This is a genomic window from Streptococcus pseudopneumoniae, assembly GCF_001072375.1.
Lineage (GTDB): Bacteria > Bacillota > Bacilli > Lactobacillales > Streptococcaceae > Streptococcus > Streptococcus pseudopneumoniae_L.
The window spans coordinates 1-26,037 of the sequence record NZ_JVKV01000039.1 but is presented as its reverse complement, the minus strand read 5'-3'; the positions used below and the strand labels follow the sequence as shown (position 1 = coordinate 26,037).

Here is a 26,037-nt window from a genome sequence, read left to right as displayed (position 1 = left end):
CGTAGTCCCAGCCCCGCGAGGATGATTAGGAGCTTTTTGGAGTCAAAAAGACGAACAAAAAGTTCAATCAGCTACCGCGTCAAATTATGATTGATAATAAAAAGTGAGGTCGGGATCGTTTTGTCCCAACCTCTTTTTAGGTGACTAGCATTTTTTTGGCCTAGTTTTTTCTTATTTCCCCAGACAAAATTGGCTGAACAACTGTGTAATAAGTTCATCTGGAGCAGCATCCCCTGTGATTTCTCCGAGGATTTCCCAAGTACGGGTCAAGTCAACTTGAAGCAAGTCAACTGGCATACCTAGTTCCAGCCCTTCATTAACAGCTTGTAGGCTTTCAACAGCCTTTTCAATCAAGGAAATGTGACGGGCGTTTGACAAGTAAGTAGCATCTTGTTCGACCAAGCCAGCATTTTCAAAGAAGAGGTTGTTAATCCGTTCTTCAATCTTATCAATGTTTTGATTTTTGAGGACTGAAATACGGATGACATCATCTGGAAGCTCAGCAGTTTCAATCGCTTCTGGCAGGTCAGTTTTGTTGAGAAGAATGATTTGATTAGTATCTTGACTAATTTCAAGAAGTTGTCGGTCCTGGGCAGTTAGAGGTTCGCTGGCGTTTAAGACAAGTAGTACCAAGTCAGCTTCCTTGAGGGCTTTTTTGGAACGCTCAACACCAATTTGTTCCACGATATCATCTGTTTCACGAATACCAGCTGTATCAATCAACTTCAGTGGAACACCGTTGATGTTGACGTATTCTTCGATGACATCTCGGGTAGTACCTGCAATATCCGTTACAATAGCCTTGTCTTCACGTAGTAGGTTGTTGAGTAGGCTAGATTTTCCAACGTTGGGACGACCAATGATAGCTGTTGAAATCCCTTCACGTAGGATTTTACCGCGACGAGCTGTTCTAAGGAGATTGGTAAGTAATTGCTCAAACTCCAAGGTCTTTTCACGGACAACAGCAGTAGTGGCTTCTTCAACATCGTCGTATTCAGGATAGTCGATATTAACCTCTACTTGTGCCAGTGTATTGAGAATTTCCTGACGAGTATTGTTAATGAGGTCAGATAAAGAACCGTCTAGTTGTTTGACTGCAATATTCATGGCCTTGTCTGTCTTGGCACGGATGATATCCATAACAGCCTCGGCCTGAGTCAAGTCTACACGACCGTTAAGGAAGGCACGCTTAGTAAATTCACCAGGCTCTGCCATACGAGCCCCTTCACGGATAGCCAGTTGGAGAATTTCATTGGTTACGGCGATTCCACCGTGGGTATTGATCTCGATGATATCCTCACGAGTGAAGGTCTTTGGAGACTTCATAGCACCAACCATGACCTCGTCCATAACCTTACCTGTCTGAGGATCAACAATGTGACCGTAGTTAAGAGTGTGGCTGTCAACCTTACTCAAGTCCTTGCCTTTAAAGATTTTCTGCGCAATGGAAAAACTATCTGTTCCGCTTAAACGAACAATCCCAATAGCCCCTTCACCAAGCGGAGTCGAGATTGCTGCAATGGTATCAAATTCCCGTGTAATCATTTCAATTCCTTTATAGTTTATTTGTTTGTATAGACTAATATCTCTTAAAATTGTAACAAAATATAGTGTTTTATTCAACGAATGGCACTTATAAAGAAAAGCCTAAGCAGATTGCTTAAGCTTTACTTAGTGCGCATTTCACCTTGTGGGAAATAGGTTCCTTCAGGCATATCGTTGATAATGACATGAACAGCAGATTGAGGTGCACCAGTGTTGCGAACCACAGCTTCCGTAACTTCCTTGGCTAGGGCTTTCTTTTGCTCTAACGTGCGTCCTTCAAATAAATCGATGCGTACAAATGGCATAATTGCGTCCTCCACTAGTTATTTGATTTCTTCTATTTTACCACATTTTACCATTTAAAGCTTTGAGAAAATATGGTATACTAGAATGTAGCAAAAATTTAGAAATGGACGTGAAATAGAAGCATGGCACAGTTGTATTATCGTTATGGGACCATGAACTCAGGCAAGACGATCGAGATTCTCAAGGTAGCCTATAACTATGAAGAGCAAGGAAAGGGAGTTGTGATTATGACTTCGGCTCTGGATACGCGTGACGGTGTTGGCTATGTTTCAAGTCGGATTGGGATGAAGAGACCAGCAGTTGCTATTGAGGAAACAACGGATATCTTTGGATTTATCCGAGATTTACCAGAAACACCTTACTGTGTACTTGTCGATGAAGCCCAGTTTTTAAAGCGTCACCATGTTTACGACCTAGCTCGTGTTGTCGATGAGTTAGATATACCTGTCATGGCATTTGGTTTAAAAAATGACTTTCGTAATGAACTATTCGAAGGTTCAAAATATCTTTTGCTCTTAGCAGATAAGATTGACGAAATCAAGACCATTTGCCAGTATTGCAAGAAAAAAGCGACCATGGTCTTGCGCACGCAGGACGGATTGCCAGTCTATGATGGAGAGCAAATCCAGATAGGTGGCAATGAAACCTATATCTCGGTTTGCCGTAAACATTATTTTGCACCACTGATAACATCTAAAAAGGAACAAGACAATGACAATTGAACTAAGAGATGTTACAATGGAAAATTATTTTGATATTCTAAATTTGAATGTTAAGGAATATCAAAAACAATTTATTGCTACTAACGCAATTAGTTTAGCTGAAGCATATGTCTACACAAAAAATGGAGATTTTGTAGCTCCATTGGCAGTTTACGATAATGATGCAATCATAGGTTTTGTGATGTTAGCTTATGATAAAAAAATCGGAATTAGTAATGGAAATTATTTACTATTTCGTTTCATGATTGATAAGCATTTTCAAGATCAAAGTTATTTTAAACCAATTATGGATAAGGTGCTAGACTATGTTCGGACAGCGCCAGCAGGTTTATCCAATAAACTTTGGTTGTCTTATGAATCAGAAAATGAACATGCAAGATCTTGTTACCTCAGTTATGGATTTAAAGAAACTGGGGAAATATTTGAGAACGAAGTAGTAGCCATATACGATTTAACAATTGAGAAATAAGGAGAAAAAATGAACATCTATGATCAACTACAAGCTGTAGAAGACCGTTATGAAGAGCTGGGAGAATTGCTCAGTGACCCAGATGTGGTCTCTGATACCAAGCGTTTCATGGAGCTTTCAAAAGAGGAAGCTTCTACTCGCGATACTGTAACTGCCTACCGCGAATACAAACAAGTCCTTCAAAACATTATTGATGCCGAAGAGATGATTAAAGAATCAGGCGGAGATGCGGACTTGGAAGAAATGGCCAAACAAGAATTGAAAGATGCTAAGGCTGAAAAAGAAGAGTACGAGGAAAAACTGAAAATCTTGCTCCTTCCTAAAGATCCAAACGATGACAAGAATATCATCCTTGAAATACGTGGAGCTGCAGGTGGTGATGAAGCAGCCCTATTTGCTGGCGATTTGCTAACCATGTACCAAAAATATGCTGAAGCTCAAGGCTGGCGCTTTGAAGTTATGGAAGCCTCTATGAACGGCGTTGGTGGTTTCAAAGAAGTGGTTGCCATGGTTTCTGGTCAGTCTGTCTACTCTAAACTTAAGTATGAATCAGGTGCTCACCGTGTACAGCGTGTCCCTGTGACAGAAAGCCAAGGGCGTGTCCATACCTCAACAGCAACTGTCCTTGTCATGCCTGAAGTGGAAGAAGTAGAATACGATATTGATCCAAAAGACCTTCGTGTCGATATCTACCACGCTTCTGGTGCTGGTGGACAGAACGTCAACAAGGTTGCGACTGCTGTTCGTATTGTTCACTTGCCAACCAATATTAAGGTTGAAATGCAGGAAGAACGTACCCAGCAAAAGAACCGTGAGAAGGCTATGAAGATTATCCGTGCGCGTGTTGCTGACCACTTTGCACAGATTGCCCAAGACGAGCAGGACGCAGAGCGTAAGTCTACTATCGGTACTGGTGACCGTTCAGAACGTATCCGTACTTATAACTTCCCACAAAACCGTGTTACCGACCACCGTATCGGCTTAACCCTTCAAAAACTCGATACTATTTTGTCTGGTAAACTCGATGAAGTTGTGGATGCCTTGGTTCTTTATGATCAAACGCAAAAATTGGAAGAATTAAACAAATAATGAAATTAGCTCAAATTTTTAAGGATTTTGAGGAAAAGTTGATAGCACAGGGAGAGGAAGCAGAAAGCCTCTCCTTTGTCTATCGTAGCCTGAAAAATCTATCTTTTACAGACTTCGTCTTTGCTCTCCAGCAAGAGATAACAGAGGAAGAAAGACGATTTGTAGAGGATATTTACACGAAACTGGCAGCTCATATACCCGCCCAGTATATTATCGGTCATGCTGAATTCTTTGGGATGCAGTTAAAGGTTGATGAGAGGGTCTTGATTCCTCGATCAGAGACAGAAGAACTAGTGGAGTTCATCCTAGCTGAAAATCCAAAGGAAAATCTCAAAGTTCTGGATATTGGAACAGGAAGTGGTGCTATTGCTCTTGCCTTAGCTAAAAATAGACCAGATTGGACAATCACAGCTGCCGATATTTCTCAGGATGCTTTGGATTTGGCGATGGAAAACGCTAATAATCAAGGTCTAACATTATCCTTTATTAAATCTGACTGTTTCTCCGAAATTTCTTCAAAATATGATATAATTGTATCCAATCCACCTTACATATCTCGAGTAGATAAGGCAGAAGTAGGTTTGAATGTTCTCCATTCAGAGCCACATTTAGCCCTGTTTGCAGATGAGGATGGTCTAGCGATCTATCGCAGAATTGCGGAAGAATCAAAGGACTTTCTAAATGATGGTGGTAAGATTTATCTTGAAATTGGCTACAAACAAGGACAAAGTGTTCCAGCTCTTTTCAAGGAAAATTTTCCCGAGAAGCGAGTTCGAACTCTGAAAGACCAATTTGGTCAAGATAGGATGGTTGTCATTGATGATTGAGAAGATTAAGCAAGAATTGGAAAAAGGTGGAGCTGTTGTTCTGCCGACAGAAACAGTTTATGGTCTCTTTGCAAAAGCTTTGGATAAAAAGGCAGTTGACCATGTTTATCAGCTTAAACGTCGCCCAAGAGACAAGGCACTTAATCTCAATGTCGCAAGTTTAGACGATATCTTGAACTTTTCTAAGAACCAGCCACCTTATCTCAATAAACTGGTTGAAAGTTTTTTGCCAGGCCCTTTGACCATTATTTTAGAAGCTAATAACAAGGTTCCTTACTGGGTCAATTCAGATTTGATGACTGTTGGATTTCGCATGCCGAGTCATCCAGTAACTCTGGAGTTGATTCGTGAATTTGGCCCCTTAATCGGACCTTCTGCCAATATCTCAGGTCAATCAAGTGGAGTAAATTTTCACAAGATTCTTCAAGACTTTGACCAAGAGGTCTTGGGACTAGAAGACGATGCTTTTTTAACAGGTCAGGATTCGACTATTTTAGACCTATCTGGTGACAAGGTGAAGATTCTACGCCAAGGAGCGATTACTCGAGAAGATATCCTTGTCAAGATACCAACAATTCCTTTTGAGGAGGTATGAAATGCTACGTGATTTGAAAACAACAGATGTTGAAGCGATTTGGGTCATTAACAAAGAAACTTTAGGCTATTCGTTTAGTTTAGAGGAAACGGCTAGTCAACTAGCTAAGTTATCTCAAGACTCACATCATTACCTACTTGGTTTTGAGGACGAGGCTAGTCATCAACTACTTGGTTATGTTCATGCCGAGGTTTATGAATCCCTTTATTCAAAACCAGGTTTTAATATCCTAGCTTTAGCTGTTTTGCCTCAAATACAGGGTCAGGGTATCGGAAAAACTTTACTCCAAGGCTTGGAACTTGAAGCAAAAAAACGAGGCTATAACTTTATTCGCTTAAATTCTGCAGACCATCGTTTAGGTGCGCATGCTTTCTATGAAAAAGTTGGTTATACCTGCGATAAGACGCAGAAACGGTTTATTAGCATTTTTTAGTTTGGATTTTATATAAAAACAAATTAAAGACCTGTCACACTATAAAGGAGAAGACCTATGATTTTTGACAAAGATGATTTTAAAGCATATGATGCAGATCTCTGGAATGCTATTGCTAAAGAAGTAGAACGGCAACAAAACAACATCGAGTTAATTGCCTCTGAGAACGTCGTTTCTAAGGCTGTTATGGCTGCTCAAGGGTCTATCTTGACCAATAAATACGCCGAAGGTTACCCTGGACGCCGCTATTATGGTGGTACTGATGTGGTAGATGTCGTCGAAACTCTAGCCATTGAACGTGCAAAAGAAATCTTCGGGGCAAAGTTTGCCAATGTCCAACCTCACTCAGGAAGTCAAGCCAACTGTGCAGCCTACATGGCTTTGATTGAGCCAGGTGATACGGTAATGGGAATGGATTTGGCAGCAGGTGGGCACTTGACCCACGGAGCTCCTGTAAGCTTCTCTGGTCAAACCTACAACTTTGTTTCTTATAGTGTTGATCCTGAGACTGAACTCTTGGACTTTGACGCCATTTTGAAACAAGCTCAAGAAGTGAAACCCAAATTAATCGTAGCAGGAGCTTCAGCTTATTCTCAAATTCTTGATTTTTCAAAATTCCGTGAAATTGCAGATGCTGTTGGTGCTAAACTTATGGTCGATATGGCGCACATTGCTGGCTTGGTTGCTGCAGGTCTTCATCCAAGTCCAGTCCCTTATGCACATATTACAACAACAACGACCCACAAAACCCTTCGTGGACCACGTGGTGGTTTGATTTTGACCAACGACGAAGATCTTGCTAAGAAAATTAACTCAGCTATCTTCCCAGGTATCCAAGGTGGACCATTAGAGCACGTTGTTGCTGCTAAGGCTGTTGCATTTAAAGAGGTATTGGACCCAGCCTTCAAGGAATATGCAGCAAATGTTATTAAGAACAGCAAGGCTATGGCAGAAGTCTTCTTGCAAGACCCTGATTTCCGTATTATCTCTGGTGGTACTGAAAACCATCTTTTCCTAGTTGATGTAACTAAGGTTGTAGAAAACGGAAAAGTTGCTCAAAACTTGCTAGATGAGGTCAATATTACCCTAAATAAAAACTCAATCCCTTACGAAACTTTGTCACCATTTAAGACAAGTGGTATTCGTATCGGAGCAGCAGCAACAACTGCACGTGGTTTTGGTGAAGAAGAAAGTCGTAAAGTGGCTGAGCTTATCATTAAAGCCCTTAAAAATGCAGAAAATGAAGCTGTCTTAGAAGAAGTAAGAAGCGAAGTCAAAGTCTTGACAGATGCCTTCCCATTATACGAGGACTAAAATTTTTATGGACATTTATATTAAGAAAGCCATTATCCATCAGTTCAGCCCTAATGACACAGAGTTGTTTCTAGCGGATAAATTTCTCAATATCACTCCAAAAATCGAAGAATACCTACGTAAGAAAATTGAACGTGTGTATTCAGATGAAGCCAAGACTGGGATTTTCGAAGAAGAAAATCCCTTCTTCAATCATATTACAGATGATTTGTTGGAGACATCGGTGACGCTAGCAAACCTATGGAAAGAGGAATTCAGCATTTCTGAAAATCTCAAGACCAATGACTTGATTTTTGTGCAGTTTTCTAAAGAAGGAGTAGAGCATTTTGCTTTTCTACGTATTGCCTTGCGTGAGACCTTGACCCACCTCGGTGGAGAGGTTGATAATCCAATCAAGCTGACTCAAAACAATCTTCCTGGATTTGGTACAGGCGCAGATGAGGCCTTGGTGGTCAATCTTCAAAGCCGAAAATATCACCTGATTGAGAAACGAATCAAGTATAACGGGACTTTTTTGAACTATTTTTCTGAGAATCTGATACAGGCTCAGCCAAAGATTTCACCTAAAAAGTCAATCAAGGAACTGGAAAAAACAGCTCAGAGAATTGCTGAAACATTTAATACAGATGATTTTCAATTTCAATCCAAGGTCAAATCAGCTATTTTTAATAACCTTGAAGAAAGCAATGAATTGTCTCCAGAAAAATTGGCAAATGACCTTTTTGACAACAATCTCACTGCACGTCTTAGCTTTATTGACCAAGTCAAGGAAGCAGTGCCAGAGCCAGTTCAATTTGATGAAATCGATGCCAGTCGTCAATTAAAGAAATTTGAAAACCAAAAGCTTTCTCTGTCAAATGGGATTGAGTTAATCGTACCCAATAATATTTACCAAGATGCTGAGTCGGTCGAATTTATCCAAAATGAAAATGGAACCTACTCTATCTTAATCAAAAACATCGAGGATATACAAAGCAAATAATGTTTAAATTTATAAGAAGGGTCTTGCTACTTGTTCTTGTATTATTTACTGGTTATAAACTTTTTCATATGTATCGGGATGTGAAGCAGGTCATGACCTATCAATCCTTGGTACGAGAGGTTTTAAGTGAGCAAGATACGCCAGCAAATGAAGAACTAGTCCTGGCCATGATTTATACCGAAACCAAAGGTAAAGAAAGCGACGTGATGCAGTCTAGTGAGTCTGCTAGCGGAACTACAAATACGATTTCTGACAATAGGAGTAGTATTCGTCAGGGAATTCAAACCTTGACAGAGAATCTTTATTTAGCTCAAGAAAAGGGTGTAGATGTTTGGACTGCTGTACAGGCCTATAACTTTGGGCCTGCTTATATTGATTTTATCGCCCAAAACGGGAAAGAAAATACCCTTGCACTAGCCAAGAAATACTCAAGAGATACCGTTGCGCCAACTTTAGGAAATACAACTGGAAAAACCTATCGCTACGTCAATCCAATTTCCATCTTTCAAGGTGGAGAACTCTATGTGGATGGAGGGAACTATTATTACTCTAGACAGGTTCAACTAAATCTCTACATTATTAAATTTTTTAATCTATTTTAAGCACTTAGAAAATTCTAGGTGCTTTTATAAGCTTTCTTTAAGGCTAATCGACTATCCTAGATAGGAAAAGGAGGAACGTCTCATGCGAAAGAAATTCTTTCTGACTAGTGCTGCAGTTCTTTTAGCAGTTGCAACTTTGCAAAGCGCTCAAGCAGCCACTGATGTTCAAAAAGTAATTGATGAAACTTATGTTCAACCTGAGTACGTCTTGGGTTCATCATTAACAGAGGATCAAAAAAATCAAACCTTAAAAAAACTCGGCTATAATGCCTCTACAGATACCAAAGAACTGAAGACTATGACGCCAGATGTCTACTCAAAGATTATGAACGTCGCCAATGACTCTAGTCTCCAGCTCTATTCATCTGCAAAAATTCAAAAATTGGGTGAAAAATCTCCACTTGAAGTGAAGATTGAAACCCCTGAAAATATCACTAAAGTGACCCAAGACATGTACCGTAATGCGGCTGTTACCTTGGGTGTGGAGCACGCGCGTATCACCGTTGCGGCCCCAATTCCTGTAACAGGTGAAAGTGCCCTAGCAGGTATTTACTATTCATTAGAAGCTAATGGTGTTCAACTTCCTCAAGAAAATAAAGACCTAGCTCAGGAAGAGCTAAAAGCCTTGTCAGACATCAACGATGAAAACAAGGACAAATCAGGCTATGATGCCAATAAACTCAATGTAGCCCTTGCCGATATCAAGTCTGCTATCGCTAAGGCTAAAGAGTCCAAGGGTGAGCTTACTGAAGATGATGTTCGTAAGATTGTAGAAGATACATTGAAAAATTATAAGCTAGATCAGGTTATAACAGGAAATCAGATCAATATCATCATCAACTTTGCCTTTAATCTTTCAAAGAGTGATATTCTGAATAACGAAGACTTCACAAAGACCCTAAAAGATTTGAAACAAAGCATTGTTGCTCAAGCAGGTGATAGTTTCAGCAATATTGACCTTAACTTTGATGCTAATAAAGCTATTCAAGACGGTGGAAATATCCTCAGTGCTATTTGGCAAGCAATTGTAAACTTTTTCAAGAGTTTTGGTGCTTAGGTTAATTCATGGTATAATAGATGGTAACAGAACAGTTGCCGTCTTTTTTTCGGCACATAGAAAGTGAAAAATATGTTAAAGAAAAATGATATTGTAGAAGTTGAGATTGTCGATTTGACTCATGAAGGAGCAGGTGTTGCTAAGGTCGATGGCTTGGTCTTTTTTGTAGAGAATGCTCTTCCGACTGAAAGAATCCTTATGCGAGTCCTTAAAGTCAACAAGAAGATTGGCTTTGGTAAAGTCGAGGAATACCTGATGCAATCTCCACATCGTAATCAAGACTTAGATTTGGCTTATCTGCGTTCAGGCATTGCTGACTTGGGACATCTAGCTTATCCAGAGCAACTCAAGTTTAAAACCAAACAAGTAAAAGACAGCCTTTATAAGATTGCTGGAATCACGGATATAGAGGTCGCAGATACTCTTGGTATGGAAGATCCTATCAAGTATCGTAACAAGGCTCAGGTTCCTGTTCGTCGTGTCAATGGTGTTCTAGAGACTGGTTTTTTCCGTAAGAATTCTCATGACCTTATGCCTCTAGAAGATTTTTATATTCAGGATTCAGTCATTGACCAAGTTATTGTAGCCTTACGTGATTTGCTTCGCCGCTATGACTTAAAACCCTATGATGAGAAGGAACAGTCAGGATTGATTCGTAACCTTGTCGTTCGTCGTGGACATCATTCAGGTCAAATCATGGTTATCTTGGTGACAACTCGTCCTAAAATTTTCCGAGTAGAACAATTGATCGAACAATTGATTAAGCAGTTCCCAGAGATTGTGTCTGTCATGCAAAATATCAATGACCAGAATACCAATGCCATTTTTGGAAAAGAATGGCGGGTTCTCTATGGTCAAGATTACATTACAGATCAAATGTTAGGCAATGATTTCCAAATCTCTGGACCAGCATTTTACCAGGTCAATACTGAAATGGCAGAGAAGCTTTATCAAACAGCTATCTACTTTGCGGAGTTAAAAGAAGACGATGTGGTGATCGATGCTTATTCAGGAATCGGAACTATTGGATTATCTGTCGCTAAGCATGTCAAGGAAGTTTATGGCGTAGAGGTCATCCCAGAAGCCGTGGAGAATAGCCAGAAGAATGCTACATTAAACAATATCACCAATGCCCACTATGTCTGTGACACAGCTGAAAATGCTATGAAAAATTGGCTCAAGGAGGGTATCCAACCAACTGCCATCCTTGTCGACCCACCACGCAAGGGCTTGACGGAAAGCTTTATCAAAGCAAGCGCCCAAACCGGAGCTGACCGCATCGCCTATATCTCCTGTAATGTCGCAACCATGGCGCGTGATATCAAACTCTACCAAGAGTTGGGCTATGAGTTGAAGAAAGTCCAGCCAGTGGACCTTTTTCCGCAAACGCATCACGTTGAGTGTGTAGCTTTGCTTGTAAAAGCGTAAAAACCTTCTAACAAAAGGGGTACTGAAAAGCCTTGAATGTAAGGCTTTTTTTGTATTTTTGTGATAAAATATAGGTAGTTATAATCAAGACCAACTAATAAGCAGTAACAAATATTACATTTAAAATAATCAAGATATGGAGATAAAATGACAGAAATTGACAAAAAGAATTTAAAAAATTATCTTTATATTACATTTGGAATTACTTATATAACATGGGGGCTTCTCGCCATAATTACGCAATCTCATATTTTGGGATTAGAAACGATTATAGGTAGAATATTACATATAGTAGGTGCACTTGGTCCAGCTATTGCAAGTGGCTTTTATTTGAAAAGGAATAATATAAAATTTCAACATTTTGTATTTAGTAAGAAAGAAAATAGTAGTATTTATTTCATTATTCATTTGTTAGCAATTTTGATACTATTTTCTGTATCTTCCTTAGAATTAAACGGAGTATCAATTTACCTAATGCCACTATTCTTTATTCAATTAATCTTTTTTGGTGGTGGTCACGAAGAATTAGGATGGAGAGGCATACTACAACCCTTACTTGATAAAAAATATACTTATCGGAAATCTAATTTGATTGTAGGATCAATTTGGGGGATTTGGCATCTGCCTTTATGGTTTATAGTAGGAGAAAGTCATCAAGGATTTCCTTTTATTTTATTTTTTATATATACGTTATTTTTAAGTTTTGTTTTAGGACTTCTTTACCGTCAAACCCAATCTGTCGGTTACTGCATATTATTTCATGCGTTCGCAAATTTGTTAAATCTCTATTTTGTGCTGAAGATTAATCTTATTTTTATTATCATTTTTATTGCTTATTTAATTTATACAATATTGGCAAGTAATAGAATTAGTAAAGAAAAGGATTTTAAATTTTAGAAAAGGAAGTATTATCATGGGAATATTCGATGATTTTAAGTACAAAGAAAAATGCCAAAATGAAGAAAAAGTAATTGAGGTACTTAAAAAGATTTTAAGAGCAATTCATCTAAATAATTATAGAGATATTATGGATTGTGTTGATGGTTCAGAAGTTGATGATGTAAGAGAGTTACTTGAATATATTGACGAGTCATTACAATTAAATGATTTTGATAAAATTGATGAATATGGTGTAGAATGTAATTTTCATCCGAATTATGAGTACTCCCAACTACAAGTTTATGAATTTAATGATCAAACTGGCTTTGTTGTTGAATATCAGATGACCTCCGAATCTGAATTAGTAGATTTAACCTTACAATTAGAATTTTTATACGATAATGATGGTTACAAAATAACTTCTATAGATGTAGATCCTGGATAAACCAAACTTAATTATCTTTGTTATATGATAAATGTGTATATTAAGGATAGATAATTTGATTGTAAATTGCTTTAAAATATCGGTTAGTTTTTCAAATATTGGGAGAATGAAAGATGTATCTATTGGAATTGTATCAAAATGATTATTCTAAAGATTTAGTCGCGTTTGGGTCCTTAAAAGAAGGAAAAGAATTTGTATCTAAAATAACTGGATAAACTCTAGAAAATGAAAATGATTTTGTTCAAGGTAATAAAGTAGAAATAACGAACATTTAGATGAAAGGTATAGAGTAAACATGAGTCTCTTATTTGAAGAATTTAAAACCATTTGTTTCCATTTAAATCGAGTCGAAATTACACCGACACTGATGGGGTCTTTGGGATTGGAGTTTAGAACGAAAGAAAATTGGGAGCCGTCTGACATTGACATTCATGTGCCTGGCGACCCTAGAGGTTGGGAAGCACCTGACCATCTCAGAATTTATGAATGGGACAAGATAATGAAAGTGATGAAAGACTTAGGCTACGTCTTAATAGATATTCATGAGCATGAATTCCAAAAGGATAGAGTGAGTGTTGAATTTGGAAGTATCGATTCCTTACTTGATTTTGCAGGAGTTTCGGAATCGGATATAGAGCTTATTCACATTGAAGGCATCACTTTTCGTCTTCCAAGTCTGGAGCAGTATCTAAGTATTTACAAAGCTTCTTCTCAAGACTCCTATCGAAATGATCACAATAACAATAAGGATTTTAAAAAGATCGAGTGGCTGGAAAGATATTTGTAAATTATCATATGAAAAGTAGTAAGTTGTAAGACTGTCTGCTATGTTATTTTTATCATCATTTTTATTGGTTATTTAATTTATACTATATTGGCTAGTAATAGAATTAGTAAAGAAAAAGATTTTAAATTTTAGATCAGCTTATCCATTATTGAAGGTAATGATTGGCTATTTAGAGGATTTGATAGAGAGTTTTCTATTTGATGAGGTATCACTGCTTGTACGAGATTAGACAGGAGGATAAAATAATGGAGATTTTGGAAATTAATCCTATTTCGGTTAAAAAAAGAATGACTGAACTACTATTTGATTATCTTTTAATCATAACTTACTTGGGTATTCTGTTTCTTTGCGCTATAACTCATTACTACATTGTTTTTAATGGTGTGCCAATGCAAACAGAATTTCAGGCGCAGACTCTTACATTTTTTATCAGTGTCCTGCCAATTATGCTTTATTTCACATTTTCAGATTATGCAAAAAATGGAAGTTTTGGGAAATCAAAAGCAGGGCTTCGTCTGGTCTATCAGAAAAAAACAATTCAGGCCAGCTTTATTAGAAATCTCATCAAATTTTTACCTTGGCAATTAGGGCATATGGGAACTATTCATGGAGTCTATAGTGATTTTGATCTAATATCCATTATCCTCTCGTCTTTAGCAAACCTGCTTGCACTGTTGTTACTGGCAATGGCAATTTTTAGGAAAGATAAAAGGCATCTAGGAGATTTGCTAGCTCATACACAGGTTCAGCTAGAGGGAGACAATAAGTGATTCAACTTAGCAGTTCAAAAAATGCGGGTACATTGCGCAATACGTACAACCCGTGGATATGTTCCCGATGGCCGCACATGTTGAGGCGGTATCATTACTTGTACGAGCAGATTCATAAGTAAATTTATAATGGGTATTTTATAAGGAGGTATATATGCTAGGAGCAATAGTTGGAGACATTGTAGGTTCAGTTTACGGATGGAACAATATCAAAACGAAGGATTTTCCTTTATTTTGTGAGGATTGTTTTTTCACGGATGATACGGTAAGTTCGAACCGCTGAGTGTGTGAGTTTGTTAGTGAAACGTAGTTAATCCTCAAAATAAAGAAACTAAAACTCCATTATTTTGAGATGAAAACCTAAACTGTTTTTAAGGAGGTGAAATATTGATAGAAAGCAGACCTATGTTTGAAAAAATCTCATCCTTTGATGAATTTAATAAATATTACTGGTATCGTGATGAACTTTCACAGATATGCAGGTCATTAGGACTTGAATATAGAGGTACAAAACAGGTACTCAATGATATTATTGAGCAGTACTTCAAGGGGAATTTGATTAAAAAATCATCAGTAAAAAGGAAAAAGAAACGAGTAGAAGTCGTTACTTTAGATACGCCCTTACTTGAATGTGGATTCTCCTTTAATGCAAACTTTAGAGAATATTTCTCAACTTTAACAGGTGTTTCGCCCTTTAAATTTACTGCTAATATGGCTACTGCTTGGAGAAAAGTGAAAAAAGAAAATGATTTGAATTTCACAATCCAAGATATGCTAAAAGTCTATTATGGAGATTCAGATTATACCAAGTATGACCATTCGGTTTGTCAATGGAATCAATTTTTAAAGGATTTCTGTGCAGACGAAAATAGTGGCAACTACTCGAATAAACTAAAAGTAGCTTCCATTCTTTGGAAAGAAGTTAGAAATTCAAGTAATGCAAAAATTTATTCAAAGAATCTTTTAACTAAATATACAGATAAAATAAAAGAGTATGACAAGTAGAAATGTCAGTCTAAATCGATAGTTTGTAAGGAGGCATGCCATGCTAGGAGCAATAGTTGGAGACATTGTAGGATCAGTTTACGAATGGAACAATATCAAAACTAAGGACTTTCCTTTATTTCGGAAAGACTGCTTTTTTACAGATGATACGGTGATGACCTGTGCTGTGGCAGAAGCAATCATGAATGGTGGCCAGAAGGATAACTTTATTGACGCCATGAAGAAATATGGTAGGATGTATCCTGATGCAGGTTACGGTGCAAGATTTAGTAATTGGGTTGAGGGCAACGATCGAGAACCATATAATAGCTTTGGAAATGGTTCTGCCATGCGTGTTTCTCCTTGTGCTTGGGTCATGGATTGTGGCTTCTGCGCCAGAACAGGAGCCTGGCCTTCCGGGAGAGCTCTTGCACGACTTTCTGCAGAGGTGACTCATAACCATCCAGAGGGGGTCAAAGGAGCTTTGGCGACGTCTGATGCTATCTTTATGTGTCGCTTTTACTTTGGAGGTTACTGTGGGGATTATGAACAACCAATCAATGATAACCCTATAGAGTGCAAGAGACGCATCAAGGAACACATAGAGCAAGAGTATGGGTATAACCTTTCTCAATCACTAGATGAAATTCGTCCTACGTATCGTTTAAATGAAACGTGTCAGGATACAGTTCCTCAGGCAATCATTGCCTTTCTAGAAAGTACAGATTTTGAAGATGCGATTCGAAATGCGATTTCCCTTGGTGGGGATAGTGATACTCTTGCTGCCATCACAGGAAGTATAGCAGAGGCAGCTTATGGAATTCCTGATTGGATTAAGGAAAAGGTCTATACATATCTAGATGAGCCTTTAAAAGATGTGCTTAGACGGTGGGAGAAAGAAGTTTCAATATCATAATGGAGACTAGCCAGTCAATATCAAACTATGAAAGATAAGGTTAAGGAAGTTGAGCAAATCCTCGGGTAAAGAGTTATCGTCTTACGAGAAGAAAAGTTTGAAACAAACTTGACAAAGACATGAGCTTGACCACTGAAAAATAGCAAAGCGACGAGATAAGAAACAATCTCGTCGCTTTTTCTTTAAAGTTAATGTTGCCATGGATTCATGTTGATCTATTCAGGTATTTACTCAGATTTTTGTTTATTCAAGAGAAGGATACAAGTCATTACTGCAATACAAGATACAAGAATTAGATACCACAGGTTTTCAAGACTAAAATCATTCTCTAGCATCAATCTGTATCCCCAATAAGCTGGGAAAACTCGCCCTAATATTTGGAGAAAATCGGGTAGTAAGCTAATAGGAAACATAATCCCCGAAAGCATAATTGAAGGTAAAAATACAAGTTGCGCTATCATGGTCAGCTTTGCTTGGTTTTTTAAAGTAAGCCCTAGTAAACTACCAATACATAATGACACAATCATGTAGATGGACAGCGCAAGAAAGAATAAGGGAAGTTGTGTCGGTAGACTTGCTTTAAATAAAATAGGGGCCAGTAGCAGGATTACAATGCAGGTCATCATCAGATGAACAAAGGCAGAGAGAAGTATGCTCACCAATCCTAAATAAATAGGGACACCATTAGCATTATAAATCTTTTTAATGTCGCTTCCATAAATTTCGACCAATGAAGGTGGCAAGCCAAGAAAGGCTCCCATTGAGACACTCATGACTATCATAGATTGTATGAGCGTACTTCCCATTTCAGGCATAACAGAAGTAAAAATACCACCCATGATGAGAAAGAAAATAAGCGGTACAATATAGAAAGTAACCAAGAGAGATTTGCTTCGTATATCTAATTTCCACTGTAATACTAGACTATATAAATAAGAGTTCATTCTGATTACCTCCTTGCCATTTTTATGAAATGCTGTTCCAAGCTGCCACGATCAACCTTAATATCCAATATCTGAATTTTTTTCTGCTTACATTCATTCAATAATGAAATTAAGGTATCCTCAATATTGGTCGTTTCAAAATACTTCTCTGATTCTTGAGTCTTCAAATGGATATAATATCTTCTTCCAACCTTGTCTGTCAGTTCTGAAGGAGTGCCACAAAAGACAATCTTTCCACTGTTCAAGATAGCAATGCAATCACATAAGGCCTCAACTTCAGCCATATCATGACTTGCCAAAACGATTGTTTTCCCTTGTGATTTGAGATTCCGTATTTGTTCGTGGAGGGCTAGTCTTGCTTCAACATCAAGTCCCGCTGTCGGTTCATCGAGAAAAATAATATCGGGATTTCCGATAAGAGCAAGGGCGAGATGTAGTCTTCTTTTTTGTCCTGTGGATAATTGCAGATATTGTGATTTCTCAATTTCTTTTATTTCAAGAGCCTTCAGCATGGCATTATCAATGCTTGTCTGATTCCATTTTGCAAAGAGCTTTATCGCCTCCATAGGTTTGATATGAGCTGGCAAAGAAGATGACTGCAGTTGAATTCCCATTTTGCCGTTTACAATAACAGTGCCTCCATCATATTTTCTCAGACCTTCAATACATTCAAGCGTTGTTGTTTTACCAGCTCCGTTCACACCGAGCAGAGCAAAAATTTCTCCTTTTTCGATTTGAAGATCAAGACCTTTTAGGACCATCTTACTTCCGTATTTTTTCTCTAATCCACGAACCTCTATTGCGTATTTCATGCCTACACCTCCTCAAAGGGATTGGTTCCAAGTCTTGAAAAATAAACTTGCAAAGCGGGCTCTAAATATGAGTTAACGATTTTTTGCTTTTCCTCCCAAGCGTTAGTAGCGGTATCAATATTACCGACTTTCATCAACTTCGGAAGCATAGTCATATCTCCATTTGTAAACTCCGTGATCAAGCTCCAGTATTCTTGTACAACCTGTTGGCATTGTTCGCTTTCAGCTGGCACATTTTCTTTCTGAAGCTCGACGATTTGATCACTTACGCGGTTCAACCTATCCATAAAATCTTGTCCGCTTTTCTTGTCAAATCGACTGCGTATCTGGTCGAGCGTATCATCATCAAAGCGCTTAATGAGAGAGTAGGAGTCATTCTTCATCTGTAGATTGACAATAATATCTGCATACTTTTTAAAGTCAACAGTCTGTATTTGTAAAACTTCAACTTTTAACTGCTCTATTTCTGACAATGATGCCTGAAGCTGTTCTATTTTTTGGCGAATATCATCTGCTTGCTCAGTAAGAGCATTTGCAACTTCAGCTGGAGTTTTCAAAGAGTTCAAACGCCCCTTTATGTCCTTCAGAGAAAAACCAAGTGATTTCAAGGATATAATCTGATGAAGCATGACTAGATCTTTATCGGTATAAAGCCTACGTCCCCCATCACTTTCTGCAGATGGAGAAAGCAATTCTTCTTTGTCGTAGTATTGTAGAGTTCGGACTGTAACTCCCATTTTCTTGGCGACTTCCCCAACTGTCATAAAACCTTCAGGGATTGCTCTGAATTTTGCCATCATTCTCACCTCCTAATATATATTATACATCATGACGTAAGGTCATGAGCAAGCGCTTTATAAAGATTATTGATAAAAGATTTATTCTAGTGATCTCGTTTACTTAATATAAATAAAAATGCTTGTGAAAACAGCTATTTAAAGGTGACAAAAAGGAGTTGAAAGAGAAGAACCAAAACAATTACTTGCATTTAGTATATCTTTTTGCTTTGTTCAATGATTGGTGCTATAATGTAGTTAAAAAATAAAGAAAATATAGGAGATATATGATGAACTCAACTTATATTATTGTATTTTTTCTTGTCCTTTGGCTCTTGCTTTTTGTTGGATTTATGATTGTATATAGCAATAGAAAGAAAAAAGCTGTTAGCTTTGTTAGTGATAATAATGATAAAGCTATTGTTCATTTATACTGTTCAAAAACTAAAATTAATGGACAGAATCTTGCTGACTTTAATCCAATAACTGGAGAAAACCTAGAAAAAGTAGTTGCTTTAGTTCCTGGGAGATATACAATCGAGGGCGTTTATAAAACGACTGAGACTCGATTGAACAAAACAATCAATATCAAATCAGAAAATATCAGTATGGATCTTGACTTGGAGGCTGGAAACACCTATTCAATAGCTATGTACCTATACTCTCCTGAAGAAAGACAAGAGTATGAGAATGGTAAAACTGATGAAGTTGTTTTGAGTGTTCCGCTAACCATTGTCGTGGGAAGTGATTTCATCAAAGCATACATTATTTGCTACAAAGAAAAATGATTATCTAAGAGGCTGGGTTTAAGTTTGTTACTGGCCTCTTTTCATAAAATTAAGTCAAGCTATGTTCAGCATCATTTTGTTAAGTAGACTTGCCAATCAATCCGAATTTGTGGGGGAGATAAATGTTATGAAAAAGAGTACCCATAATCTATTAACTAAGATTCCTATATATGGAATTTTATTAAAACAATCGAGTAAAGGTGAGATGAGGTTATGCAGTCCATTCCTTCAAGATATGGCAGAAGAAGGGATTAGACCAATTGAAATTTATGAACTTCTAGAAGAGAAATATCCAGGTGAAGTGGTAACAAGAGAACGTTTTTATGAAGGTTATAATAAGATGCTTGAATTAAAGTTTAAGCAGGAGATTAACAAAATTTAATGTCTTACTTTTAATTTTCAACAGAAGTAGCACAGGCTGAGATAGTAATAACGTAAAAATGATCAGAATTAATAGAAACAGTTAAGATTAGAGGATGATAGATGATTATATTGGAATTGTACCAAAATGATTTTTCTAAAGATTTAGTCGTGTTTGATTCTTTAGAGGAGGGTAAAGCTTTTGTAGCTCAAATTCCTGGTTATACTTTAGAAACAGAAGATGGGTTTGAAGTGGAGTATTTTAACCCTAAACACTTGCCGGATTATATGGAAATTATCTATAAGGGAAATATTGTGCCCTTTTCTAAGTTTATGTTCAACTCTGAGGAAAATGTGGATATTATTTGGAAAGAGATTTCGAATTTGTCCGTTAAAAACGATCAAATAATCGAAGGGTATTCAAAAATAGATGCCTATGTCATTAACAACAATGAAGTCAAAGCTTATATCGAAGCAAGAGAAGCGAACTATCGCAAGGCAAAAGACTTCTTAGAAGGCAATGGATATGAAGCTGACAGAAGCTTTTTTGGGAGTGAAGACGGCAAAGCTATTGTTTATAGAAAAAAAGATACTGAAGATTGGCACTTCTTGTGTCACCTTGATCCTTCGTTTGTAGAGATTGAAGATGTCGAAAAGTTTGTTAAAGAAGCAGTGGATGCTATTCAGTAGTCAACCAAAGTTCCTTGTTAGTGTGTAATATTACTTGTGCGATCTTAGTCAGTCAATAATAAAATAATATGTTTTAAGAAAAAATTATAATTTAGAAACGTGAATAAACTTGTTTAAACTTTATGTATCTTTAGAAAGTGTGAAAGATTGGACGAACAAATTTTTTTAATGGGTGGAAATCCGCCGATAAAAAACCATACGATTGTTAATAAAATAGTATCATCAAGTAATATCGAAAGGATTGTCATTTTTACAGTTTATCGAGAAAATTGGGAACCGTATATGAAAAAGTACACGGAAGTTTTCCAAAGCCATTTTCCTAACCTAAACACTGATTACTTACTCTTGGACACTGAGCAGATTGATTTTGATAGTTATCTAGATGCTGATGTCATCATCATTGGTGGTGGAAATACGGAAAAATATATAGCTACTTATGTCAATCAGCAGTTCAAAAATTATATTGATCGTATGCTGAATAAAGGGGTGAAAGTTATAGGATTTTCAGCAGGAGCCCTTTTATTAGGAGAAAAAGTATATGTCTCACCTAATGATAATTCCGATCATCAGATAAAGATAAAAAATGGATTAGGACTCTTTAGTCAGTTTTTAATTAGTGTCCATTATGATTCCTGGAATGATAAAGCTAATAAGGATAGAGCTGAAGAACTCGTTAATGCTCCCATAATTCCACTAAATGATCATTCATGTCTTGTATTAGATAAACTTGGAAACATTATTGAGAAAATTGACTAGTTTCCATTATCTAAATCTTGATCTAGGTAACTAAAGTGTAGACGAACTGGATAGATTACTAGTGAAAACTGCAAAAAGAGTTATGAAATGAAGCGGAGAGTGTTTAATGGATTTTAGTAGTAAGATAGCCATAAATAAAGGCTGGTCAGATGATAAAAAATATTGTGTGACAGATCAAAATCAGCAAAAATATTTCTTGCGTGTTTCTGATAAGGAGAAGTTTGATTCAAAAAAATTTGAATTTGATATGATGGAGAAAGTAGCTTCTCTTGGAGTTCCAATGTGTAAACCAATTAGCATTGAACTCTGCGATGACGAAGTATATTCTTTACACGAATGGATAGATGGGAAAGATGCAAGAGAAACCATTTTAACTTATTCGAAAGAACAACAATACACTTATGGACTAGAAGCAGGAAGAATCCTTCAAAAAATTCATTCACTCCCTATAACAGAAGTTCGTGAAGATTGGCAAAGCTTTTTTAATCGAAAAATTGATGACAAAATCTCCAAATACAAAGAATGTCCCGTTCAATATGAAAATGGTCAGATATTCATTGATTTTTTAAATGAAAATCGAGAATTGTTAAAAGACAGACCTCAGGTTTTCCAACATGGAGATTATCATATAGGGAATTTCATGATTGGTGAAGATTGTAAAATTTATATCATTGACTTTGATCGATTTGATATTGGAGATCCTTGGGAGGAATTCAATCGTATTGTATGGTCTGCTCAAGTCTCTCCCTCTTTTGCGTCTGGTATGATAGATGGATATTTTGATCATAAGGTTCCGGATTTATTTTGGAAGCTTCTCGCTATCTATATTCTAAATAACTTAGTTGGATCACTTCCCTGGGCTGTACCTTACGGACCTGAAGAAATATCAGTAATGCAAAATCAAGCTAAGGAAATTTTGGAATGGTATAATGATATGAAGCAAATCATTCCTAGTTGGTACTTGAACAAGAAGAAGACTGAATAATATAAACGTTGGAATATCAATTTTGGAAAAATTATATTACGATTACTTGACAATTTTTTTCGAATCTAAATCGCTATAAATACTTATCTTGTCTTGGATAAATCTGGGAACATCATAGAGAAAATTGACTAGTTTTTATCATGCAAATTGGGATCTATAAAATCAAAGTATGATGAATATGATTTATTAATTATAGTTTCATTCAACGAATATTAAATGATTAGAGAGGGAAATCCATGCTAAAATCCAAAAAATGGCTATACATCGCTATTTTGTCCCCCTTTCTGCTTGTGAGTTTGCCCTTTTTTATCAATGGGAATTTAAGTAATGGTAATCTTCTATATAGCAACAATTCTAAGTTAATTCTTGATCATGAAGACTCAATCAAGAGTGAAATTATGACCCATTTGAAAGATGACGGAAAATACGTAAAGTCTGTGACGATTTTGCCGAATACTGCTCGAGGAGGCTATGATGATAGTGGTGATATGGGCGGTCATTATCATATTTACTTTTCAGCCTATGTCAATGATAATCCCAAGCAGTCCTTAAATGTCGAACTGTATTTTCCAGATGCAAGTATTCATGCATTTACCGTTGTCCACCCCAATCCCTTTAAGGATAAAAAGAAGATGAAGCGATGGTTTATAGGTGATATTAAAATATCAGATGATCCTTCCTGGGATGGGAAGTAATAAATAATTGATACTATCATGTGGTAGTAGTATCCTTGCTGTCAGAGAAAAGGTAGTTATAGTATTTTAAAGAAGGTCTATCATGAAAATGGAAATCGGGAAAACCTATCTTGTAAAAAAAGATATTTTCAGTTTTAGAAAAAATGAACTCTGGACCTTAGTAGATAAGGGATTTCAGGCTTATTTTGGAGAACATAACTTTATATTTGTCAATGATGAGAAAGTGAAGGTATTTGCAGTTTTACAAGATAGTTCAGAAGAAGATATACAAATTTACCATCATCTGGATGACTATTTTGAAGAAGTCGCTCATGTGAATTTCTGAAGAAGGTGAGCTGCAAATTGAAAATGCTCGCTTTTAAAAAGTTTACTGAAATATTTTTGTGGGAAATCATAATTTTTAATATATTTAGTGAGAAGGATAATGGATAAAGAATTTTATATGACACCAGATTCTGAAGAAAGCAATCTTGTCCTGAAACAGGCTTTGAAAGAACTAATCGAAGATATGTACGAAAAGAATATAATATCAGGTTTGTTAGAGGATGATATAGATAGTCAATCCTTTGAGGATCTTGTTCTTTCTTTAAGGGATAAACTTAAAGATTGCTATCCTAAAACTAAGCTCAAACGAATGATGAAGGGCATCCATTATGCGAATGGTTTTGAAGATAAATCTTTAAAAGAAAGTACTTTTCTCTTGGATGAGATTGAACAGTATCTTAGTAGCAATCGCTTTCTTGATCATGATCAAGCGGTCAAGTATTTTAATGATAAAATTACTGCTGATGGGTTTGAAACCAATCCCCAATCTCTAGTTTTAATCATGATTGAAAGTTTGCATAGCTGAGAGAAGCTGTATAGGATATTGAGAAAATATGCGTAATGATAATAAAAGAGAAAGGTATAGCTATGTCTTATGATTTAGTAGTATTTGAGAAATCAATCGCACCAGCTAGTAAAGCTGAATTTTTAGAATGGTATGAGGAGCAAGTGGAGTGGAAGGAAGACCACGATTATGATTCAATTGAAGTTAGTTCAAGCAAACTAAAAAGTTGGTTTCTGGACATGATAAAACTATTTCCTCCTATGAATGGTGACTTTGATATGGATGATGCTTTAGAGAGTGACCAAGAGCTGGAAAGTCGTTTTACTGACTATAGTATTGGTAAGAATCTTATCTATGCAGGATTTGCATGGTCACAAGCAGAAACAGCCTATAAGACAATGCTCATGTTAGCCTTAAAACATGATGTGGGATTTTTTGATGTCAGTGGTACTGGGGCAATTATCCTATCTGAAACTATCAAGTTAGATTAAAAGATGAGCCAGGTTAGTTCTTAGGAGATTTTATGATTTCCATAGCTTCCTAGCATATGTATTTATTAACCCTTTTACAGGGAATTAATTTTGGGATAGACGTCCTTACAGAGGCATTTCCGATTATCAAAATGATCTAGACTGAAACAATGGTGAAACCCATCTGCTTCAGTCTTTTTTTCTGTTTATGTAGTATAATAAAAGATGTAGGGATTCAATTTTTTAATAGGATTTTTCCAAGTTAAGATTAGTTATTTTATGGAGTCAAAAGCTAGATCAGAGGTGAGAAAGTTGACTGAATTTGAGAGCTTATTTCTTCAAATAATCGAATATTCGAATCAGGTTACAGCTGAAAATTATCAAGAATATGAGGAGTTAGGGTATGATCTTTTAAGGAAAATCCATCATCTAGGTATAAAGGAGACACAAGTTTATGAGAGATTTTTTACATACTATGACAGCTTACAAGATGGAATGATAAAAGAGTGGTTTGCAGAAATGCTAGACTATATTTCTGGCTGCTGTCATTCAGAAAAATATATTTGGAATCATCAGGAATAAGGGAGACCAGATTAGCAAATTGCAGGATTGGTAGTTGAAAGTGATTTTGCATAAGATATAGGAGTTAGCTATGTTTAATGACAGTTATATTTGGGGGCGTCTTTTCATCCCCCTTATCATGATTTTCGTCTTAGGATTGATGGTATTCTTTCATAGACGTCAGGTTTTTAAATATTTATATATCGTGAATATTTTTTTGTATCTAGTTTCGATTATTACTTTTTTTATTTTAGAGAATCATCCAGTCGGCCAACCATTTCCATATCCATGGATGACAGTTATTCCGTTTGTTTGGGCCATATCTATCTTTCTTGCTTTCGGATTATCGTTCGCGTCTCTTAGTGCTTTTGTCATCGAACAGGCACAAAGGCATATCTGGGCAAGGATTATCATTGGTTTAGTTGTTCTAGCAATTATGATAGCTATCGCGATAGGTATATACTACTTTATAGAGATTATTAGAGTTATAGGTTACTTTTAATGTTTAGTCAGTTTCTGATGGTAAACATGTAGAAAGAGGAGCAATATGAAGCAATCACTTGAATTTTTAAGAAAAAGAATCACCGATAAGATGCCCTTAGAGGATATGGTAGCAATCTTTGAAGACTTGTGTCGTGAGCCTATTGAGGATGAGATGATTTTATTTGAAACAGGGACATTTACAGCTATATCTAATAAGCCCTTGTTTCAACTATCCTTAGTAAGGCAAGCTCCAAATGAAGATGAAGAGTTTTATCAGGTTCACCTTGATATTTTCTATGAAGCAAGTCAAGACAATCAAATCTTTAGTGAATCAACCTGGGATGAAGATTTAGAGGAAAATATCTTTGATTACATTAGAGCTTCAGAGGTGTTTGCCTATGCTAAAGAGCAGGAATACCAAGCGGTCAAAATTTATCTGGAAGAAACTTAAGAAAAGGTAGTAATATGTTTGATTTTTTTAAGAAAAAAACACACAAAAAACTTGAAATCAATCTTCAAAACAATTCAATGATTATTAACGGAATCAGCTTAGCTTTTCCTTTGTCCTTGAAAGATATTGAAACTGTATTGGGGAAGCCTGACCAGGTAGTCAAAAGAGATAATAAGTTTATTAAATACATTTATGACAATATTGGTATTGTATTTCAACATTCTTTCTCGATTAAAAATCATTTAAAAAAATCTAAAACATACATTGATGAGGAACATTTGATTTCT

34 protein-coding genes and 1 pseudogene are annotated in these 26,037 nt (G+C 36.6%); 30 read left to right on the top strand and 5 right to left on the bottom strand.

Going from position 1 to position 26,037, the window contains the following annotated elements:
- Positions 1 to 171: 171 nt before the first annotated feature.
- Together mnmE and ADH31_RS03480 are read right to left on the bottom strand one after the other, a co-directional pair.
- Positions 172 to 1,545 (bottom strand): tRNA uridine-5-carboxymethylaminomethyl(34) synthesis GTPase MnmE, encoded by a 1,374-nt coding sequence (gene mnmE / locus ADH31_RS03485; RefSeq protein ID WP_049509024.1) that lies wholly within the window; start codon positions 1,543 to 1,545, stop codon positions 172 to 174.
- Positions 1,546 to 1,667: 122 nt separating this feature from the next.
- Positions 1,668 to 1,850 (bottom strand): 4-oxalocrotonate tautomerase, encoded by a 183-nt coding sequence (locus tag ADH31_RS03480; RefSeq protein ID WP_001117401.1) that lies wholly within the window; start codon positions 1,848 to 1,850, stop codon positions 1,668 to 1,670.
- Positions 1,851 to 1,973: 123 nt separating this feature from the next.
- Here ADH31_RS03480 and ADH31_RS03475 point away from each other — a divergent pair, with 123 nt between their 5' ends.
- The 18 genes from ADH31_RS03475 to ADH31_RS03395 all read left to right on the top strand — a co-directional run bounded on the left by ADH31_RS03475 (position 1,974) and on the right by ADH31_RS03395 (position 16,150).
- Positions 1,974 to 2,573, top strand: coding sequence for a thymidine kinase (locus tag ADH31_RS03475; RefSeq protein ID WP_049509023.1), 600 nt, complete (start codon positions 1,974 to 1,976; stop codon positions 2,571 to 2,573).
- A complete protein-coding gene (locus ADH31_RS03470) occupies positions 2,563 to 3,042 on the top strand; it encodes a GNAT family N-acetyltransferase (protein ID WP_049509022.1) in 480 nt (159 codons plus the stop codon). The genes ADH31_RS03475 and ADH31_RS03470 overlap by 11 nt, the downstream gene beginning before the upstream one ends.
- 9 nt (positions 3,043 to 3,051) lie before the next feature.
- Positions 3,052 to 4,131 carry a peptide chain release factor 1 gene (gene prfA / locus ADH31_RS03465; protein ID WP_001028810.1) on the top strand — a complete coding sequence of 360 codons (1,080 nt, stop codon included), beginning with the start codon at positions 3,052 to 3,054 and terminating at the stop codon, positions 4,129 to 4,131.
- Positions 4,131 to 4,958, top strand: a complete 828-nt coding sequence (gene prmC / locus ADH31_RS03460; protein WP_049509021.1) for a peptide chain release factor N(5)-glutamine methyltransferase — start codon at positions 4,131 to 4,133, stop codon at positions 4,956 to 4,958. Before prfA ends, prmC begins: the two co-directional genes overlap by 1 nt.
- A complete protein-coding gene (locus ADH31_RS03455; protein ID WP_049509020.1) occupies positions 4,951 to 5,553 on the top strand; it encodes an L-threonylcarbamoyladenylate synthase in 603 nt (200 codons plus the stop codon). The genes prmC and ADH31_RS03455 overlap by 8 nt, the downstream gene beginning before the upstream one ends.
- A 1-nt stretch (position 5,554) precedes the next feature.
- Entirely contained in the window at positions 5,555 to 5,986 is a 432-nt protein-coding gene (locus ADH31_RS03450) for a GNAT family N-acetyltransferase (protein ID WP_049509019.1), read from the top strand.
- Between the two features lie 57 nt (positions 5,987 to 6,043).
- The gene (gene glyA, locus ADH31_RS03445; RefSeq protein ID WP_049509018.1) at positions 6,044 to 7,300 is read left to right on the top strand and encodes a serine hydroxymethyltransferase; all 1,257 of its coding nucleotides are present in this window, start codon (positions 6,044 to 6,046) and stop codon (positions 7,298 to 7,300) included.
- Between the two features lie 7 nt (positions 7,301 to 7,307).
- Entirely contained in the window at positions 7,308 to 8,282 is a 975-nt protein-coding gene (locus tag ADH31_RS03440) for a nucleoid-associated protein (RefSeq protein WP_049509017.1), read from the top strand.
- The gene (locus ADH31_RS03435) at positions 8,282 to 8,884 is read left to right on the top strand and encodes a lysozyme family protein (RefSeq protein ID WP_049509016.1); all 603 of its coding nucleotides are present in this window, start codon (positions 8,282 to 8,284) and stop codon (positions 8,882 to 8,884) included. The genes ADH31_RS03440 and ADH31_RS03435 overlap by 1 nt, the downstream gene beginning before the upstream one ends.
- Positions 8,885 to 8,966: 82 nt before the next feature.
- Positions 8,967 to 9,941, top strand: coding sequence for a DUF1002 domain-containing protein (locus ADH31_RS03430; protein WP_049509015.1), 975 nt, complete (start codon positions 8,967 to 8,969; stop codon positions 9,939 to 9,941).
- Between the two features lie 72 nt (positions 9,942 to 10,013).
- Complete coding sequence (gene rlmD, locus ADH31_RS03425) at positions 10,014 to 11,369, top strand: 23S rRNA (uracil(1939)-C(5))-methyltransferase RlmD (protein ID WP_049509014.1); 1,356 nt, start codon at positions 10,014 to 10,016, stop codon at positions 11,367 to 11,369.
- 147 nt (positions 11,370 to 11,516) lie between these two features.
- Positions 11,517 to 12,266, top strand: a complete 750-nt coding sequence (locus ADH31_RS03420; protein WP_049509013.1) for a CPBP family intramembrane glutamic endopeptidase — start codon at positions 11,517 to 11,519, stop codon at positions 12,264 to 12,266.
- Between the two features lie 16 nt (positions 12,267 to 12,282).
- On the top strand, positions 12,283 to 12,693 hold the full coding sequence (locus tag ADH31_RS03415) for a DUF7668 domain-containing protein (protein ID WP_049509012.1): 411 nt from the start codon (positions 12,283 to 12,285) through the stop codon (positions 12,691 to 12,693).
- Positions 12,694 to 12,988: 295 nt separating this feature from the next.
- Positions 12,989 to 13,480 carry a hypothetical protein gene (locus ADH31_RS03410; protein WP_049509011.1) on the top strand — a complete coding sequence of 164 codons (492 nt, stop codon included), beginning with the start codon at positions 12,989 to 12,991 and terminating at the stop codon, positions 13,478 to 13,480.
- 245 nt (positions 13,481 to 13,725) lie between these two features.
- Positions 13,726 to 14,250: an RDD family protein gene (locus ADH31_RS03405; protein ID WP_193389766.1), complete on the top strand. Its 525-nt coding sequence runs from the start codon at positions 13,726 to 13,728 to the stop codon at positions 14,248 to 14,250.
- A gap of 154 nt (positions 14,251 to 14,404) precedes the next feature.
- Positions 14,405 to 14,533, top strand: coding sequence for an ADP-ribosylglycohydrolase (locus ADH31_RS10195; RefSeq protein WP_080980061.1), 129 nt, complete (start codon positions 14,405 to 14,407; stop codon positions 14,531 to 14,533).
- A gap of 104 nt (positions 14,534 to 14,637) precedes the next feature.
- Entirely contained in the window at positions 14,638 to 15,255 is a 618-nt protein-coding gene (locus tag ADH31_RS03400) for an SAP domain-containing protein (RefSeq protein ID WP_049509010.1), read from the top strand.
- Between the two features lie 40 nt (positions 15,256 to 15,295).
- A complete protein-coding gene (locus ADH31_RS03395; RefSeq protein ID WP_049509009.1) occupies positions 15,296 to 16,150 on the top strand; it encodes an ADP-ribosylglycohydrolase family protein in 855 nt (284 codons plus the stop codon).
- A gap of 227 nt (positions 16,151 to 16,377) precedes the next feature.
- On the opposite strand, the gene ADH31_RS03390 is transcribed toward ADH31_RS03395, so the two are convergent.
- The 3 genes from ADH31_RS03390 to ADH31_RS03380 are packed head-to-tail and all read right to left on the bottom strand — an operon-like array spanning position 16,378 to position 18,706.
- A complete protein-coding gene (locus ADH31_RS03390) occupies positions 16,378 to 17,094 on the bottom strand; it encodes an ABC transporter permease (RefSeq protein WP_049509008.1) in 717 nt (238 codons plus the stop codon).
- Positions 17,095 to 17,099: 5 nt separating this feature from the next.
- Complete coding sequence (locus tag ADH31_RS03385; RefSeq protein WP_049509007.1) at positions 17,100 to 17,906, bottom strand: ABC transporter ATP-binding protein; 807 nt, start codon at positions 17,904 to 17,906, stop codon at positions 17,100 to 17,102.
- 2 nt (positions 17,907 to 17,908) lie between these two features.
- On the bottom strand, positions 17,909 to 18,706 hold the full coding sequence (locus tag ADH31_RS03380) for a MerR family transcriptional regulator (RefSeq protein WP_049509006.1): 798 nt from the start codon (positions 18,704 to 18,706) through the stop codon (positions 17,909 to 17,911).
- 266 nt (positions 18,707 to 18,972) lie between these two features.
- On the opposite strand from ADH31_RS03380, the gene ADH31_RS03375 reads away from it, so the two are divergent.
- The 12 genes and pseudogenes from ADH31_RS03375 to ADH31_RS03315 all read left to right on the top strand — a co-directional run.
- Positions 18,973 to 19,470 carry a hypothetical protein gene (locus ADH31_RS03375; RefSeq protein ID WP_049509005.1) on the top strand — a complete coding sequence of 166 codons (498 nt, stop codon included), beginning with the start codon at positions 18,973 to 18,975 and terminating at the stop codon, positions 19,468 to 19,470.
- Positions 19,471 to 19,597: 127 nt separating this feature from the next.
- Entirely contained in the window at positions 19,598 to 19,852 is a 255-nt protein-coding gene (locus ADH31_RS03370; RefSeq protein ID WP_049509004.1) for a hypothetical protein, read from the top strand.
- Positions 19,853 to 19,953: 101 nt separating this feature from the next.
- Positions 19,954 to 20,520 (top strand): hypothetical protein, encoded by a 567-nt coding sequence (locus ADH31_RS03365; RefSeq protein WP_049509003.1) that lies wholly within the window; start codon positions 19,954 to 19,956, stop codon positions 20,518 to 20,520.
- Positions 20,521 to 20,667: 147 nt separating this feature from the next.
- Entirely contained in the window at positions 20,668 to 21,276 is a 609-nt protein-coding gene (locus ADH31_RS03360; protein WP_049509002.1) for a Type 1 glutamine amidotransferase-like domain-containing protein, read from the top strand.
- A 106-nt stretch (positions 21,277 to 21,382) separates the two neighbouring features.
- Positions 21,383 to 22,261 carry an aminoglycoside phosphotransferase family protein gene (locus ADH31_RS03355; protein ID WP_049509001.1) on the top strand — a complete coding sequence of 293 codons (879 nt, stop codon included), beginning with the start codon at positions 21,383 to 21,385 and terminating at the stop codon, positions 22,259 to 22,261.
- A gap of 236 nt (positions 22,262 to 22,497) precedes the next feature.
- Entirely contained in the window at positions 22,498 to 22,956 is a 459-nt protein-coding gene (locus ADH31_RS03350; protein ID WP_049509000.1) for a hypothetical protein, read from the top strand.
- Between the two features lie 82 nt (positions 22,957 to 23,038).
- Positions 23,039 to 23,281: a hypothetical protein gene (locus ADH31_RS03345; protein WP_049508999.1), complete on the top strand. Its 243-nt coding sequence runs from the start codon at positions 23,039 to 23,041 to the stop codon at positions 23,279 to 23,281.
- 99 nt (positions 23,282 to 23,380) lie between these two features.
- Positions 23,381 to 23,806 carry a hypothetical protein gene (locus tag ADH31_RS03340; protein ID WP_080980060.1) on the top strand — a complete coding sequence of 142 codons (426 nt, stop codon included), beginning with the start codon at positions 23,381 to 23,383 and terminating at the stop codon, positions 23,804 to 23,806.
- Positions 23,807 to 23,868: 62 nt separating this feature from the next.
- Positions 23,869 to 24,276, top strand: a complete 408-nt coding sequence (locus ADH31_RS03335) for a hypothetical protein (RefSeq protein WP_049508998.1) — start codon at positions 23,869 to 23,871, stop codon at positions 24,274 to 24,276.
- A 291-nt stretch (positions 24,277 to 24,567) separates the two neighbouring features.
- A complete protein-coding gene (locus tag ADH31_RS03330) occupies positions 24,568 to 24,837 on the top strand; it encodes a hypothetical protein (protein ID WP_049509025.1) in 270 nt (89 codons plus the stop codon).
- A gap of 526 nt (positions 24,838 to 25,363) precedes the next feature.
- Entirely contained in the window at positions 25,364 to 25,750 is a 387-nt protein-coding gene (locus ADH31_RS03320; protein ID WP_049508996.1) for a hypothetical protein, read from the top strand.
- Between the two features lie 14 nt (positions 25,751 to 25,764).
- Positions 25,765 to 26,037: pseudogene (locus ADH31_RS03315) on the top strand (hypothetical protein); the annotation flags it as partial.

Coding starts and splice junctions, on each gene's coding strand:
- mnmE (WP_049509024.1), bottom strand. CDS start 1,545: ATGATTACACGGGAATTTGATACCATTGCAGCAATCTCGACTCCGCTT.
- ADH31_RS03480 (WP_001117401.1), bottom strand. CDS start 1,850: ATGCCATTTGTACGCATCGATTTATTTGAAGGACGCACGTTAGAGCAA.
- ADH31_RS03475 (WP_049509023.1), top strand. CDS start 1,974: ATGGCACAGTTGTATTATCGTTATGGGACCATGAACTCAGGCAAGACG.
- ADH31_RS03470 (WP_049509022.1), top strand. CDS start 2,563: ATGACAATTGAACTAAGAGATGTTACAATGGAAAATTATTTTGATATT.
- prfA (WP_001028810.1), top strand. CDS start 3,052: ATGAACATCTATGATCAACTACAAGCTGTAGAAGACCGTTATGAAGAG.
- prmC (WP_049509021.1), top strand. CDS start 4,131: ATGAAATTAGCTCAAATTTTTAAGGATTTTGAGGAAAAGTTGATAGCA.
- ADH31_RS03455 (WP_049509020.1), top strand. CDS start 4,951: ATGATTGAGAAGATTAAGCAAGAATTGGAAAAAGGTGGAGCTGTTGTT.
- ADH31_RS03450 (WP_049509019.1), top strand. CDS start 5,555: ATGCTACGTGATTTGAAAACAACAGATGTTGAAGCGATTTGGGTCATT.
- glyA (WP_049509018.1), top strand. CDS start 6,044: ATGATTTTTGACAAAGATGATTTTAAAGCATATGATGCAGATCTCTGG.
- ADH31_RS03440 (WP_049509017.1), top strand. CDS start 7,308: ATGGACATTTATATTAAGAAAGCCATTATCCATCAGTTCAGCCCTAAT.
- ADH31_RS03435 (WP_049509016.1), top strand. CDS start 8,282: ATGTTTAAATTTATAAGAAGGGTCTTGCTACTTGTTCTTGTATTATTT.
- ADH31_RS03430 (WP_049509015.1), top strand. CDS start 8,967: ATGCGAAAGAAATTCTTTCTGACTAGTGCTGCAGTTCTTTTAGCAGTT.
- rlmD (WP_049509014.1), top strand. CDS start 10,014: ATGTTAAAGAAAAATGATATTGTAGAAGTTGAGATTGTCGATTTGACT.
- ADH31_RS03420 (WP_049509013.1), top strand. CDS start 11,517: ATGACAGAAATTGACAAAAAGAATTTAAAAAATTATCTTTATATTACA.
- ADH31_RS03415 (WP_049509012.1), top strand. CDS start 12,283: ATGGGAATATTCGATGATTTTAAGTACAAAGAAAAATGCCAAAATGAA.
- ADH31_RS03410 (WP_049509011.1), top strand. CDS start 12,989: ATGAGTCTCTTATTTGAAGAATTTAAAACCATTTGTTTCCATTTAAAT.
- ADH31_RS03405 (WP_193389766.1), top strand. CDS start 13,726: ATGGAGATTTTGGAAATTAATCCTATTTCGGTTAAAAAAAGAATGACT.
- ADH31_RS10195 (WP_080980061.1), top strand. CDS start 14,405: ATGCTAGGAGCAATAGTTGGAGACATTGTAGGTTCAGTTTACGGATGG.
- ADH31_RS03395 (WP_049509009.1), top strand. CDS start 15,296: ATGCTAGGAGCAATAGTTGGAGACATTGTAGGATCAGTTTACGAATGG.
- ADH31_RS03390 (WP_049509008.1), bottom strand. CDS start 17,094: ATGAACTCTTATTTATATAGTCTAGTATTACAGTGGAAATTAGATATA.
- ADH31_RS03385 (WP_049509007.1), bottom strand. CDS start 17,906: ATGAAATACGCAATAGAGGTTCGTGGATTAGAGAAAAAATACGGAAGT.
- ADH31_RS03380 (WP_049509006.1), bottom strand. CDS start 18,706: ATGATGGCAAAATTCAGAGCAATCCCTGAAGGTTTTATGACAGTTGGG.
- ADH31_RS03375 (WP_049509005.1), top strand. CDS start 18,973: ATGAACTCAACTTATATTATTGTATTTTTTCTTGTCCTTTGGCTCTTG.
- ADH31_RS03370 (WP_049509004.1), top strand. CDS start 19,598: ATGAAAAAGAGTACCCATAATCTATTAACTAAGATTCCTATATATGGA.
- ADH31_RS03365 (WP_049509003.1), top strand. CDS start 19,954: ATGATTATATTGGAATTGTACCAAAATGATTTTTCTAAAGATTTAGTC.
- ADH31_RS03355 (WP_049509001.1), top strand. CDS start 21,383: ATGGATTTTAGTAGTAAGATAGCCATAAATAAAGGCTGGTCAGATGAT.
- ADH31_RS03350 (WP_049509000.1), top strand. CDS start 22,498: ATGCTAAAATCCAAAAAATGGCTATACATCGCTATTTTGTCCCCCTTT.
- ADH31_RS03345 (WP_049508999.1), top strand. CDS start 23,039: ATGAAAATGGAAATCGGGAAAACCTATCTTGTAAAAAAAGATATTTTC.
- ADH31_RS03340 (WP_080980060.1), top strand. CDS start 23,381: ATGGATAAAGAATTTTATATGACACCAGATTCTGAAGAAAGCAATCTT.
- ADH31_RS03335 (WP_049508998.1), top strand. CDS start 23,869: ATGTCTTATGATTTAGTAGTATTTGAGAAATCAATCGCACCAGCTAGT.
- ADH31_RS03320 (WP_049508996.1), top strand. CDS start 25,364: ATGAAGCAATCACTTGAATTTTTAAGAAAAAGAATCACCGATAAGATG.